General features: G+C 40.8%; 10 protein-coding genes. 9 read left to right on the top strand and 1 reads right to left on the bottom strand.

The window, feature by feature from the left end; all coding sequences use genetic code 11:
* Positions 1 to 31 precede the first annotated feature (31 nt).
* From AC1D0K_RS00930 to AC1D0K_RS00895, 8 genes are all read left to right on the top strand, one after another.
* The gene (locus AC1D0K_RS00930) at positions 32 to 481 is read left to right on the top strand and encodes a DUF5990 family protein (RefSeq protein ID WP_477398239.1); all 450 of its coding nucleotides are present in this window, start codon (positions 32 to 34) and stop codon (positions 479 to 481) included.
* An 18-nt stretch (positions 482 to 499) separates the two neighbouring features.
* Positions 500 to 1003, top strand: a complete 504-nt coding sequence (locus AC1D0K_RS00925; RefSeq protein WP_477398241.1) for a DinB family protein — start codon at positions 500 to 502, stop codon at positions 1001 to 1003.
* A 413-nt stretch (positions 1004 to 1416) separates the two neighbouring features.
* Positions 1417 to 2022: a TetR/AcrR family transcriptional regulator gene (locus AC1D0K_RS00920; RefSeq protein ID WP_295718687.1), complete on the top strand. Its 606-nt coding sequence runs from the start codon at positions 1417 to 1419 to the stop codon at positions 2020 to 2022.
* Positions 2023 to 2332: 310 nt separating this feature from the next.
* Positions 2333 to 3463 carry an efflux RND transporter periplasmic adaptor subunit gene (locus tag AC1D0K_RS00915; protein ID WP_295718685.1) on the top strand — a complete coding sequence of 377 codons (1131 nt, stop codon included), beginning with the start codon at positions 2333 to 2335 and terminating at the stop codon, positions 3461 to 3463.
* Between the two features lie 203 nt (positions 3464 to 3666).
* Positions 3667 to 6885, top strand: coding sequence for an efflux RND transporter permease subunit (locus tag AC1D0K_RS00910; protein ID WP_477398245.1), 3219 nt, complete (start codon positions 3667 to 3669; stop codon positions 6883 to 6885).
* Positions 6886 to 7015: 130 nt separating this feature from the next.
* Positions 7016 to 8440 (top strand): efflux transporter outer membrane subunit, encoded by a 1425-nt coding sequence (locus AC1D0K_RS00905; RefSeq protein WP_477398247.1) that lies wholly within the window; start codon positions 7016 to 7018, stop codon positions 8438 to 8440.
* Positions 8441 to 8686: 246 nt separating this feature from the next.
* Entirely contained in the window at positions 8687 to 9571 is an 885-nt protein-coding gene (locus AC1D0K_RS00900; protein ID WP_477398249.1) for a cupin-like domain-containing protein, read from the top strand.
* 88 nt (positions 9572 to 9659) lie between these two features.
* A complete protein-coding gene (locus AC1D0K_RS00895) occupies positions 9660 to 11441 on the top strand; it encodes a beta-N-acetylhexosaminidase (protein WP_477442493.1) in 1782 nt (593 codons plus the stop codon).
* A gap of 39 nt (positions 11442 to 11480) precedes the next feature.
* On the opposite strand, the gene AC1D0K_RS00890 is transcribed toward AC1D0K_RS00895, so the two are convergent.
* The gene (locus tag AC1D0K_RS00890; RefSeq protein WP_295718674.1) at positions 11481 to 11822 is read right to left on the bottom strand and encodes a hypothetical protein; all 342 of its coding nucleotides are present in this window, start codon (positions 11820 to 11822) and stop codon (positions 11481 to 11483) included.
* A 422-nt stretch (positions 11823 to 12244) separates the two neighbouring features.
* Here AC1D0K_RS00890 and AC1D0K_RS00885 point away from each other — a divergent pair, with 422 nt between their 5' ends.
* Entirely contained in the window at positions 12245 to 14005 is a 1761-nt protein-coding gene (locus AC1D0K_RS00885; protein WP_477398471.1) for a glycoside hydrolase family 9 protein, read from the top strand.
* Positions 14006 to 14061 lie beyond the last annotated feature (56 nt).

The following is a 14061-nucleotide window of genomic DNA, read 5'->3' as shown; positions in this document are numbered from 1 at the left end:
TATCACATTAAGAACCTTTAATTTATCTGTTATGGAATTGTCTCTTCATATTATTCTGCAAAAGCCGCCTGCCAATGTTGACTTTGGTTTGCAAAAAGGATCAGGCAGCAAATATGAAACTGTGCAAACACAGCGATCCAATTCAACAGACCTGCATTTTTATTTAACAATTGTGGTTAAAGGCGACAGGCAAAAAGATAGTTTACCAAAATTTAGCAGCCCCTTTATACAAGGCCCATACCCAAACAACTTTATATATTTAGATATTGGAAGATTAGCCGGGCAGATTGGCTCCTGGGAAAGAAGGCTTAAAATTCCACTAACCGGCGTTACGTGGGAAATTATTGATCAGCTTAAAACAGGATCCAATTTAATTTTAGAAACCAAAGTTCCGGGAACAGCAAAAGATGGAACGCCAAATTGTGCAACGGTTAAACCTTTTGACGGCTGGAAAATAACCTCAACATCACCAATAAATTAAAAAACATATATACCATCAATGGAAACTCAACAGGAAACAACAACAGCGCTATTCATAAAAATGGCGATATCAAACTGGGAATTACAAAATACACGTTTAAATGCGCTGTTAAATAAACTGACGGATGATCAACTTTCCGCCCAAACCGCTCCCGGCCGCAACAGTGGTATATATCTGCTGGGGCATTTGGCTGCGGTAAGCGATGGTTTATTTACCTTTCTTGAACTTGGCGACCGGCTTTACCCGCAATTGGATGAGATCTTCCTGAAAAATTCAGATACATCGGGGCTTGAAAAGCCGTCAATTGCCGATATTAAAGAATACTGGAACCATGTAAATACTACGCTCATGCAAAAATTTGATGCCATGCAACCCGAGGAATGGTTTACAAAACACAGCGCTGTATCTGCCGAAGATTTTGCAAAGGAACCAAATAGGAATAAATTAAATATTTTGATCAACAGAACTATTCACCAGGGATATCATATGGGTCAACTAACTTATTTGGTGAAGAAGGACTAAAAGGTATGCGCATTCTAAAAAGGCCTGTCACCTTGAGCTTGTCGAAAGGTCGAGCGCAGAGGCCTTTGCCCACATGCTTCGACAAGCTCAGCAGGACAGCCTTTTTTTAAACATCACCATATTTTACAACCACCTATCACAAGTTGTAGAATGTCAGATTTACGAAGTTTTGAAAACTTCGTAAATCTTTCGCTATCTCTCAGCTTCCCCTCTAAATCTGTTGCTTTTATAGTCTATAATACGGGTTTTTATATGAATAAACATAGTTTATCTCAATTCTCCATGCTAATTCCATAAATTCTTCCCCATCCTGACATTTAGATGATCTCAATTTTACAAAGCGATGGTACTATGGATCAATAAACAGTCATATATTTGCTTAACGCTGTTAAATAATTTATCACGTAAACAAAATGGCCAGTAAAGAACGTATTCAACGCTTAAAAGACGAAACCAGGATCAACATTCTGGATGCCGCTCTCCACATTGTGAAAGAGGAGGGATGGCAGGCTTTAAGTATGCGCAAAATTGCTGATGTGATTGAATATACAGCACCCATCATATATGAGTACTTTGCCAACAAGGAGGCTATCCTGTTAGAGCTTGCCCGTAAGGGTTATCTTATTTTGGCTAAAGACCTTAGAACAGCCCACGAACAACACAACTTGCCAGAAAAACAACTGGAAGCTATGTGGTTGGCCTATTGGAATTTTGCTTTTGCAAACAAAGAGCTTTACCAGATTATGTTTGGTATAACTACCAATTGCTCATGCGAGGAAGTAAATAAACTGGAAGAATCGGTAATGCCATGGGATCTGTTTACAGATGTCATAGGAAAAGTAATGCACATCGAAGATCCCGCATCTGATGTGATCTGTACTAAGTATTATACTTTTTGGTCTGTTGTACACGGTTTGGTTTCTATCAACTTATTAAGCCGCGGGTCGTCAGACGCTATCAATCGCCAGGTATTGATGGATGCTATTACAGGTATCATCAGATCAATAAAACCTGAGTAATTTTTTAACACAAAAATAACAGTGTTAAGTTATTTAACAGTGTTAAGTAACTTTAAATTAAAAATAAATTAATAATAGTAATACCATGGATTTCAACTTCTACATACAATTAATCAACAGTGTTAAATTACCTGACATAACCATATCAAATACCGCTGCTAGCCGCCGTTAGCGCTGTTAATTTTACTTATGTGGTTATTATTTCAATGAATTGCACACATAATAACAATTAAAACAATCAACTCTACATATATCTACCGGCCGCGAGGCCACAAATCAACACTCTATCCATCACTTTAAATTAATCATCATGAAAAGTATCACTTTAGCGCTTTTAGCACTTACATTATATGGTTGCTCTCCCAAGCCGCAAACGCAGCAGGCACCGCCTCCACCATCATTACCTGTAGCAAGTATAGCATCAGGCACACAAACTACTTTCCAGGAATATCCTGCATCAATTGAGGGTACTGTGAACGTAGAAGTTAGGCCACAGGTAAGCGGCGCATTAGATAAAGTATTTGTTGACGAAGGTGCTTTTGTAAGTGCCGGTCAATCTATATTTAAAATAAATGATCAGCCTTACCGCGCAGCATTAAACAACGCCCTTGCAAGCTTACATGCCGCCCAGGCAGCTGAAGGCAATGCACAACTGGAAGTAGATAAGCTAACTCCATTGGTTGAAAACAAGGTAGTTTCTGATTACCAGTTAAAAACAGCCAAGGCAGCTTTCCAGGTTGCAAAAGCTAACATCGAATCGGCTAAGGCAAATGTATCAACCGCGCAGATCAACTTAGGTTATACCTTAATTAAAGCACCAGTAAGCGGCTACATAGGTCGTTTGCTTAAAAAACAAGGAAGTTTAGTTACTCCGCAGGATGTTGAAGCACTAACCCAGTTATCAGATGTACACGATGTGCATGTTTACTTCTCTTTAGGCGAAAAAGATTTTGTAGCCTTTAAAGAACAATATCCAGGCGAAACCTTGAAAGACAAGCTGAAACATTTACCATCAGTATCATTATTATTAGCCGATGGCAGCGAATATGCTAAACAAGGTAAAATAGATGTGATCGACGGACAGTTTGATAAAAACACAGGCGCTATCACCATCAGGGCAAACTTTGCAAATCCGGATGGTTTGTTACGTGCCGGTAACACCGGTAAAGTACGCCTGAGCTTACAACATACCGATGCCCTGATCGTACCAGAATCGGCTACGGTTGAAATGCAGGATAAAGTATTTGTTTTTGCCCTTGCAGATAGCAACAAGGTAAAAAAAGTACCTATCGGCATTGTTGGCAAAAGCGGCGAAAACTACCTGGTTAAGGATGGCCTTAAAGTTGGCGATCAAATTGTGTTAAGCGGCATGGACCACTTAGTAGAAGGTATGGTAATAGCGCCTCAAAAAGCTACTGATAAAGTTGCCGCTTTAAAATAAGAGTCAAGAGTCAAGAATCAAAAGTCAGGAATGCTGCGAAAATCGCGCAGTGAGTTCACTACTCCTTTGGTTTAGCGCTCTGTAAGAAACAAAATTAAGATAGAAACGGGTTAGGACTGGAATATAGATGATAGACAGGTTTTCTGTCTTGATTCTTGACTCTTGATTCCTGACTCCAATATCAAATTATAAAAGAAAAAGCCATGTTTCAAAAATTCATAGAAAGACCGGTACTTTCCACAGTGATCTCCATATTATTGGTGATAGTTGGTGTACTTGGTTTAACAAAATTGCCCTTAGAGCGATTCCCGAATATTGCCCCTCCGGCAGTGTTGGTATCTGCTGTTTACCCGGGCGCTAATGCCGAAACTATTTTACGTTCTGTTACGCCTTCGTTAGAAGAAGCGATTAACGGTGTGGAAAATATGACCTATATGACCTCCACTGCTAGTAACGACGGTACATTGGGTATCACAGTTTACTTTAAACAGGGTACCGACCCGGATCAGGCGGCTGTAAACGTCCAAAATCGTGTTTCACAAGCTACAAGCCAGTTACCTGCCGAAGTTGTACAATATGGTATAACTACTACCAAGCAACAAAACAGCTTCATAGGTGCTATGGCTATCTACTCAGAGGATCCCAAAAAATACGATCAAACCTTTGTGGCCAACTATGCACAGATCAACATTGTGCCCGAAATGAAACGTATTCCGGGTGTAGGTTCGGCCAGTATATTTGGTGGTGTTAAGGATTACTCTATGCGTGTTTGGCTTAATCCTGGTCAAATGGCAGCTTACAAAGTTACGCCTGCCGAAGTAATGGCAGCTATACAGGACAAGAACCTGGAAGCCGCCCCTGGTAAATTTGGCGAACGCAGTAACGAGGCATTTGAATATGTAATTAAATATAAAGGTAAACTTACCAAACCAGAAGAATATCAGAATATTGCCATCCGCGCCAATGCAGATGGTTCTGTATTGCATTTAAAAGATGTGGCACGTGTTGAACTGGGTGCCTATTCTTATAATAGCGTAAGTAACCTGAACGGGCACGACGGTATTATTATAGGTATCATACAGCTGTCTGGTTCAAATGCTAACGAAATTCAGATCGGGATTGATAAGCTGATGCTGAAGTTATCAAAGGATTTTCCTGCCGGCATTAAATACAACCAGTTCTATCGTACCAAAACCGACCTTGATGAGTCAATTAACCAGGTTGAGCATACATTGATAGAAGCTTTTATACTGGTGTTTATAGTAGTATTTATATTCCTGCAGGATTTCAGGTCTACCTTGATCCCGGCCATAGCGGTTCCTGTCGCCATCATTGGTACTTTCTTTTTCATGAATCTCTTTGGCTTCTCTGTGAACCTGTTAACCCTGTTTGCATTGGTGTTGGCCATAGGTATTGTGGTGGATGATGCCATTGTGGTGGTTGAGGCCGTGCATGCCAAAATGGAACATGACCCAAGCCTTACCCCCAAAGCGGCAACTACCGAGGCTATGCGCGAAATTACCGGCGCCATTATATCTATTACGCTGGTTATGGCAGCGGTATTTTTACCGGTAAGCTTCATGGTAGGTTCAACTGGTATATTTTATCGCCAGTTTGCTTTAACCATGGCTATAGCCATCATTATATCTGCTGTTAACGCATTAACATTAAGCCCTGCACTTGCCGCTTTGTTCTTAAAGAACAAACATAGTGCTGACGGGCATAATGAACCTAAAAAGGGTTTTGTAGAAAAATTTTATGCAGGCTTTAATGGTGGTTTTAATTATATGACCAGCAAATACCTTGTGGGTTTAAAGTTCCTGATCCGTAAAAAATGGTTTAGCATAGGCGGCCTTGTATTGGTTGTGGCATTTACATTTTACCTGGTAAATAAAACAAAAACAGGATTTATTCCTACCGAGGATCAGGGTTTTGTGGCCATAGCTGTTAATACACCATCCGGAACTTCGTTAAGTGGTACCAATAAAGTTTTTAAACAGGCCGAAGACCAGTTGAAAACTTTACCATCTGCAAGGTTTGTTACCGCGTTATCTGGGTTTAACTTTTTAACACAATCCAGCAGTCCATCAGCCGGGGTAATTTTCCTGTTGTTAAAACCTAACGAGCAAAGGGGCGCAGTTAAAAACATTGATGATATACAGAATATTGTAAGAGGGAAATTAGGTGGTATACCGGGTGGTACCTTCTTCGTGTTCAGTTTTCCAACCGTTCCAGGATTTAGTAACGTAGAGGCGCTTGATGTGGTGCTACAGGATAAAACCAACGGCAAACTGGATAAATTTAGCGGCGTTGCCAATAACTTTATAGGAAAGCTGATGGCGAAACCAGCTATCGCTTATGCCTTTACTTCTTATAAAGCAGATTATCCACAGTTACAGTTAGAGGTTGACGATGAAAAGGCCAGCCAGTTGGGTGTAAATGTTAAAGACATTTTGCAAACAATGCAGGCGTACTTTGGTACCGCCCAGGCATCAGATTTTAACCGCTTTGGTAAATACTACCGGGTGGTGGTTCAGGCCGATATTGCTGACAGAACAGATCCATCTGCCATTGACAGGGTGTTTGTTAAAAATAAAACAGGTGAAAACGTACCTATCAATACACTGGTTAAACTAACCCGCGTATATGGTTCAGAAACCGCTTCACGTTATAACCTGTTTAACTCTATCGAGATCAATGCTATTCCTAAACCGGGTTATAGTTCCGGTGATGCCATTAAGGCCATCCAGGAAACAGCCCAGGAACAATTGCCATCGGGTTTTGGTTACGAGTTCTCTGGCCAAACCCGCGAAGAAATTTCTTCTGGTGGTCAGTCGGCTGTTATATTTATGCTTTGTTTGATATTTGTATATTTCTTATTATCAGCACAGTATGAAAGTTACATATTGCCACTGGCAGTAATCTTTTCAATTCCAACAGGTATTTTAGGTGTGTTTGTGGTATTAGGTTTAACCGGTATCGAAAACAACATTTACGTACAGGTGGCTTTGATCATGCTCATCGGTTTGCTGGCCAAAAATGCCATCCTTATTGTGGAGTTTGCGGTACAGCGACGCAAAGCCGGGCATGGTTTGGTTGAATCGGCAATTGAAGCAGCAAAACTAAGGATACGCCCGATCATTATGACATCACTGGCGTTCGTATTCGGTTTGTTCCCAATGAGTATCGCTACAGGCCCATCAGCACAAGGTAACCACTCTATTAGTATAGGTGCTGCCGGCGGGATGGTATCAGGAGTACTGTTAGGTTTATTCATAATCCCGGTATTGTTCGTGGTATTCCAGGGCTTGCAGGAAAAAATTAGCGGTACGCCATTGGCAGTATTAAACAGTGGAGGTTCATCTGCCCATAAAAATGGCCATGCCATTGAAGCGGAAGAATTGGAACTGCAAAAAAATTAAGAATAGAATCAAGAGTTAAGAATCAAGAGTCAGGATAGAAAAGTAAAAGTTACAGAATAATAGGATTGAAGATTGTCTTCCGTCTTGATTCTTAACTCTTGATTCTTGACTCTTTCAAAGCAATAAACAAATGAAACGATATATAACTCCATTAGCTTTTGTATTACTTATGGCCTTTTTGAGCGCCTGTAAAGTATCAAAAGATGTGGAAACACCCAAACCTGAGCTACCTGTAAATTTTAGAAATAGTGTAGCAACAACCACTGCCGATACCAGCAGTATTGCCGACATACAGTGGAAGAGCTTTTTTACCGATGTCACCCTGCAAAAACTGATAGACAGCGCTATCGCTAAGAATTATGATATGCAGATTGCCGTTAAAAACATCGATGCAGCACAGCAGTTGTTTAAACAGGTAAAATGGAACTATGTGCCAGAAGTTGCCTTGAATGTTACTGCAAGTACAAGCCGGCCAAGCGATAACAGTTTAACCGGTTTAAGTATCAGCCAGTATAATATCGGCACCAAACATGTTGAGGATTACTCAGCAAACCTGGCACTTTCATGGGAGGCTGATATCTGGGGTAAGATCCGTAATCAAAGCCGCCAGGCGCTGGCCCAATACCTGCAAACCACTGAGGCTAAAAAGGCAATTCAAACCAATATTGTTGCCGGCGTATCACAGGGATATTACAACCTGCTGATGCTGGATGCTCAATTGGATATTGCCAAAAAGAATGTAAAGCTTAATGATAGTACCCTAAGGATCATTCGTTTACAGTATGATGCCGGACAGGTTACTTTATTGGCGGTACAACAGGCCGAGGCACAACAACAAGCTGCGGCCCAACTGGTGCCACAGTTTGAAAGGAACGTAGCGGTACAGGAAAACGCTTTGAGCGTTTTAGCAGGAAGACTGCCAGACAGCATCGAACGTAATGGTACTTTAAATGATGTGAAGTTCCCTGAAACTTTAACAGCAGGTGTACCAACAGCCATCATCAGCCGCAGACCCGATGTGAGGAGCCAGGAACTGGCCCTTACCATTGCCAATGCCAAGGTGGGTATTACCAAATCAGAAATGTATCCTGCATTAAGGATTACTGCAAGTGGAGGAGTTAACTCCTTTAAAGCCAGTAATTGGTTTAACATCCCTGCCGCCTTATTTGGTATTGTTGCAGGGAGCGTTGTCACTCCTTTGTTGGAGCACAAGCAATTGAGCACCCAATACCAGGTTGCCAAAATCGATCGTGAAAAAACAGTTCTTCAGTTCAGACAGTCGGTATTAAATGCAGTTGGTGAGGTGTCAGATGCGCTTGTTAAAATTGATAAATTAAAACAGGAGCGTGCTATAGCTGCAAACCGTGTAAAAACGCTGCAACAAGCTACCAGTAATGCCAGTATGCTATTTAAAAATGGTTTAGCTAATTACCTTGAGGTAATTACAGCGCAAGGCAATGTGTTACAGGGCGAATTGGCGCTTGCCTCTATAAAAAGAGATGAATTGACAGCTACTGCCGATCTTTACCGTTCATTAGGTGGAGGCTGGAAATAAGCAGAAGATAAGTAATTGGTGAGGTGAAGAGTTAATTTAATCATCCAATTGCTGTAAAATCTTAATAATATAAAAAAGACCAGCCGGTTGTGATCAATCACAATCGGCTGGTCTTTTTTATGGGGGTGTATATGATGAACGTTTAGTGAAATTAAAATTACCCGATGCATTGGTTATTTGAAAATTGCTTAGATTTATCAGGTAGATCAAAAAAACTATTTGATCAGAATTTTTAACCTATCCAGTATGCAACAGAACGGGGTGCTTGAAAAAGCAGGTAGCAAACAAACCATCACCATTGATAAGCGCACAAATCTTTCAAGAGCTGAATTCATCCGTGAGTATGTTGATAAATCTCTGCCCGTTGTACTAACCGATGCTGCCAAAAACTGGCCTGCCATGGGCAAGCATACGCCTGAATTTTATAAACAAAACTATAGCCATATCATCAAAACAATTGATGGTGTCACCTATACCATGGCCGAGGCTATTGACCGCATACTGGTTTCAACTGCAGAAAACAGGGCGCCATACCCTTTCAATTTTGATATAAAAAAAGTGTTTCCTGAGCTGATGCCTGATTTTTCACCACAGCTTGTTTATGGAAAAAGCGATAGGATCAACAGCAAACTAATGCCTCGGCAAATGCTTGCAGGTACCACTGTTCATGAGCTTTTTTTGGGAGGCAATGGGTCAAGCTTCCCATACCTGCACTATGACGCGCTATTTATGCATACGCAGATAACGCAGTTGTTTGGTTCAAAAATATTTTTCATGTATCCGCCGTCGCAAACGCCTAATATGTATCCGTACCCGGATAATCCAAAGTTTTCCCAAATCAACTTCCTCAATCCCGATTATGAAAAGTTCCCTTTATATAAAGAAGTTGAGCCAATAGTAGTTCATCTTTTACAGGGTGAAACCTTGTTTTTCCCATCGGGTTGGTGGCATACTACCAGGATCACCGAGCCAAGTATTACCTACGGCCGCGCCCAGTTAAATACCTATAACTGGAACAATTTTATCAATGATCGTTATGTAAACTGGAAAAAGAAGATCTCCTTTATGGCTGCGCCAGTGTTGGCTTATGGAGCAATTGTTGGGGCAATCATGGATGCCTTTGAAAGATAAGGTTCAAGATTTATTACAAATAAATTACCCGGATCTATCATAAAATCCTTATCATAGCGTATCCTCAATAGTTTGAACTTGTTTTTTAATGAAATTTAAATTTTTAGCAGCGCTTCTTTTATTCTCTGGTTATTTAAAAGCACAAAACTTAAATATAATCCCCCAGCCGCGGTCGGTAGTAAACAGCACAGGGCAAATCAGTATTAACAACCGTTCTGCCATCGGTGCAAGTGATACTTCGTTAACCACTTTGGCTGTTTACTTTCAAAAGGAATTATTTAAAGTAAAAGGTTTATCGCTTGATATAAATAATGAGGACTCCCGAAGTGTGATTAAGCTTATTTTAACCAATACTAATCAAACTATTGGGGCATATTCGCTTAAAATCACGCCTGATCGTATAACCATATCTGCCTCAAATAAGGAAGGCATTTTTTACGGATTGGTATCATTATTACAGATCATCAAAAACCAGCCGAAAGAGGGAGAGAATATTACTTTGGCATCAACGGATGTAAAAGCCGCCAGCGGATTCCAAACCATTAACCTTGCGTCTGCCGAAATTACAGATGCGCCGCGATACCAATGGCGGGGTTTGATGCTGGATGAATCAAGACATTTTTTTGGTAAAGAAAAAGTAAAGCAGCTATTGGATTGGATGGCTTATTACAAACTGAATAAATTTCACTGGCACCTTACAGATGTACAAGGCTGGCGCATCGAGATTAAGAAATATCCAAAACTCTCTGCTGTAGGCGCAATTGGTAACTATAGTGATACATCCGCCGAAGCTAAATTTTACACCCAAAACGACATCAAAGAGATTGTTGCTTACGCTGCACAACGTTTTATAACTGTGATTCCTGAAATTGATATGCCTGGCCATGCCACCGCGGCAAACAGGGCTTATCCAGAATACTCTGGTGGAAGTGTTTCGGGCTACCCCAACTTCACTTTTAACCCGGCAAAAGAAGAAACTTACCAGTATTTAGCCAACATTATAAAAGAAACAAATGCGCTTTTCCCGTCTAAAATGATGCATTTGGGTGGCGACGAGGTTGTTTTAGGTATTAAAGCATGGTCGTTGGATACGGCTATAGCCAGGATGATGCAAACAAAAAACTTTGCAGATGTAGGCGAACTGGAACGCTATTTTTTTAAGCGGATGACGGATACTGTTACCAACCTGGGCAGTAAAATACTGGCATGGGACGAAGCCACCCAAACCGATCTTCCGGCAGGCAAAACCATCATTTTTTGGTGGCGCCAAAATTTGCCGGGCCAATTAACTCTGGCCATGCAAAAAAACTACCAGGTTGTACTATGCCCGCGTTTACCACTTTACTTTGATTTTTTGCAGGATGGCGACCATATTGCCGGCAGAAAATGGAACGGTGTTTTTAACCGCGTAACAGACGTATATAATTTCCCCGACAGGCAATTATCAGCAGATCAGCTTACATCAAGCCAAATTATAGGCGTGCAGGCTAATATCTGGACAGAAAAGATTGCATCGGAAAAACGTTTGGATTTTATGCTTTTCCCGAGAATTGCCGGTTTAGCCGAGGCTGGCTGGACAGCGTCCGAACTTAAGAATGAAGCAGCATTTAACGAAAGGTTAAAAACTGATTTAAAGAACTGGGACAAGGACAATATTTACTACTTTAATCCATTTGATCCTTTAGCTCACCCCGAAGCTGTTGATTTTGTACCGACCGTCAAAAAAACGTATTTAACCGGGAAGCGTGGCCACAATCACAGTTCAAAAAAATTGCATTCAAAAGCTGCTAAGAAACATACAAGTTCAACTAAAACTCATAAAACTTCGTCAAAGGCAACAAAAAGTAAAGCGCATAAAAAAAGGAAATAGCCTGTGGGTTATTTCCTTTTTAGATAAAGTATAATCTACCTACCTGTAAGTTGAAAGGTGGGTGGTTTTAATGCTCAATACAAATGATTTTCCTACGCTTATTTTAACGTTTTTATCCAGTAACATGGCTTTAACTGCGTCATCACCTTTAATGGCTTCAAAAAGATCGCGCGCTACTGCCGAACCGCTGATGTTATTGGTAACTTTGCCATTCTCCATATTGATATTGAAGGTGTAACCTGATTTTCCGCGATCTCCCGCAGATTCAAAATCTGTGATGTTCAGTTTAAACTGCTGATCTTCATTTAGGCTTTTCTTCAAATGCAAACGGATAACGGGCATGTACCTTTTCCAGGTAGTTAAATACTTTCTTTCTTCCATGATATTCTTATCTATATAAAAAATAAAAGCCCCTGTAGGTATTCGTTTACAGGGGCTTTAAAGGATCTTTAAGAACCGGGGAACACTATCTCCTGATCTTATATTATTTGTGTGATTTTGTTGTTTTGAAACTAAGGTAATGAGGGACAGCTACTCCCGGAATAATATTACCGCATAACAATTCAAAGCTACCTAAATAAAAGTGTACTATGGCAATTTATATTTCCATATAGTTAAACTCAATAAAACATTGTTAATCAATTATTTATACACATCAACACATTTTGTAGTAATAATGTAGGGGTAAGCACCGCCGATTTTAAACGCGCTTTTATTCATGCTGATACTTAATATTGGTAATTTGCAATTGTAAATAACAGGAAATCAATTAATCCTGCAATACTAAAAAAACCTAAAATCCCATGAGATATATCCTGAGTTATTTGATGCTCTTACTCCCGTGTATTTGCAAAGCATCACCTATAATTTATGTGAACCAGGTAGCTTTTGATTCGCGGGGGGCAAAAATGGCGGTTGTTGGTAACGACGCCAGGCTTAGGGGCTCAACCATATTTACACTAACCAACCAGGAAGGTAAAATTGCTTTTACGGGTACACTTAAAGGTCCGCTACAAATTACACAGTGGGCAAAAGGAACTTTCTTTTACCAGGCCGATTTTTCATCGGTAATTAAATCGGGCAGATATAAGGTAAACATCAGTGTAAACGGCAAACGATACATGTCGGATGAGTTTAATATTAGTCCAAATGCACTTGCCATTAATACGATGCCCTCAATTATCAACTATTACAACAAGCAACGGGCTAATACACCAACCGAACTTGAAGCTGATAAACATCTATTGCTATATGGTAGTGATAAAACGGTTGATATGCACGGTGGCTGGTGTGATGCCTCGGGCGATGTGAGTAAGTATTTTTCGCACCTGGCATATGCCAATTATATGTCGCCACAGCAAATCCCGCTGGTTACCTGGTCAATGATTAACGCTGTGCAAACAATTCCTGCCACATTGAACAAGCTCAGTATATATGATAAAACGGTTGACGAAGCGCTGTATGGTGCAGACTACCTTATGCGGGCCTTATCAACGGACGATTATTTTTATATGATTGTTTTTAGCTATTTTAATAAAGACCCGAAAGCACGTAGGGTAGTGGGGTTGAAAGCAAACAGTGTTACCACCAATGAATATCAATGCGCGTTTCGCGAAGGTGGAGGTATGGCGATAGCTGCCCTTGCCCGAATTTCTCAGCTTAAAAAAGATGGAGATTTTAAATCTGAAGATTATCTTGCTGCTGCCAAACGCGCCTTTGCACACCTGCTAATCCATAACACCGAATATGATGACGATGGTAAGGAGAACATCATTGATGATTACTGCGCCTTGATGGCCGCTACCGAACTTTGGATAGCTACCGACAGTTCATACTACCAAACCGAAGCCCGAAGGCGTGCTGAAAGCCTTGAAAAGAGGATGAGTCCGACGGGGTACTTTTATGCAAATGATAGTGGCCGCCCATATTGGCACGCATCTGATGCCGGTATGCCGGTTGTCGCTTTAAGCCGGTATTTAAGCAAAGAGAAAGATGCCGCTAACAGAACCACCGCGTTAAACACTATAAAAAAAGCATTGGATTATAACCTGCGGGTAACTGCCGAAACAAGCAATCCATTTGGCTATGCAAGACAGACTTTCCGTTTGAAAGATAAAATTCAGAATGGCTTCTTTATTCCGCATGAAAACGAGACCGGCTGGTGGTGGCAGGGCGAAAATGCCCGCCTGGCATCATTGGCCACCGCGGCTATTATAGGAGGCCGGTTGGTTTATCCTGAAAAAGGTGGTTGGGGTGTTAAAAAGAACATTGCAGCTTATGCCTCAAATCAACTATCATGGATACTTGGTTGCAATCCATATTCCATGTGTTTTATGTACCAGTTTGGTAAAAACAATGTGCCTTACATGAGCTCAAACTTTGGTCATGGTTCTGGTAAAGGGGGAATATCAAATGGTATTACCGGCTCAAAGGAAAATGCTGATGGCAGCGGCATTGATTACAAAACGGAAGATAATGGCAATGAATGGCGCTGGACAGAACAATGGTTGCCTCACGCGGCCTGGTTTTTACAGGCAATTACAGCAATGGCCGACGAAAAATAAGCGTAACAACTTCATAAGTTTTATCGGATTTACCTATATTAGGGCATGAGGTTGTA

It is taken from the genome of Mucilaginibacter sp. P1_A3 (genome assembly GCF_056406855.1).
This window is presented reverse-complemented; position numbering and strand designations above follow the sequence as displayed.

What these genes read in the sequence shown, in the direction of transcription:
- AC1D0K_RS00910 (WP_477398245.1), top strand. Translation starts at nt 3,667, where the DNA reads ATGTTTCAAAAATTCATAGAAAGACCGGTACTTTCCACAGTGATCTCC.
- AC1D0K_RS00900 (WP_477398249.1), top strand. Translation starts at nt 8,687, where the DNA reads ATGCAACAGAACGGGGTGCTTGAAAAAGCAGGTAGCAAACAAACCATC.
- AC1D0K_RS00920 (WP_295718687.1), top strand. Translation starts at nt 1,417, where the DNA reads ATGGCCAGTAAAGAACGTATTCAACGCTTAAAAGACGAAACCAGGATC.
- AC1D0K_RS00915 (WP_295718685.1), top strand. Translation starts at nt 2,333, where the DNA reads ATGAAAAGTATCACTTTAGCGCTTTTAGCACTTACATTATATGGTTGC.
- AC1D0K_RS00925 (WP_477398241.1), top strand. Translation starts at nt 500, where the DNA reads ATGGAAACTCAACAGGAAACAACAACAGCGCTATTCATAAAAATGGCG.
- AC1D0K_RS00895 (WP_477442493.1), top strand. Translation starts at nt 9,660, where the DNA reads ATGAAATTTAAATTTTTAGCAGCGCTTCTTTTATTCTCTGGTTATTTA.
- AC1D0K_RS00905 (WP_477398247.1), top strand. Translation starts at nt 7,016, where the DNA reads ATGAAACGATATATAACTCCATTAGCTTTTGTATTACTTATGGCCTTT.
- AC1D0K_RS00885 (WP_477398471.1), top strand. Translation starts at nt 12,245, where the DNA reads ATGAGATATATCCTGAGTTATTTGATGCTCTTACTCCCGTGTATTTGC.
- AC1D0K_RS00890 (WP_295718674.1), bottom strand. Translation starts at nt 11,822, where the DNA reads ATGGAAGAAAGAAAGTATTTAACTACCTGGAAAAGGTACATGCCCGTT.
- AC1D0K_RS00930 (WP_477398239.1), top strand. Translation starts at nt 32, where the DNA reads ATGGAATTGTCTCTTCATATTATTCTGCAAAAGCCGCCTGCCAATGTT.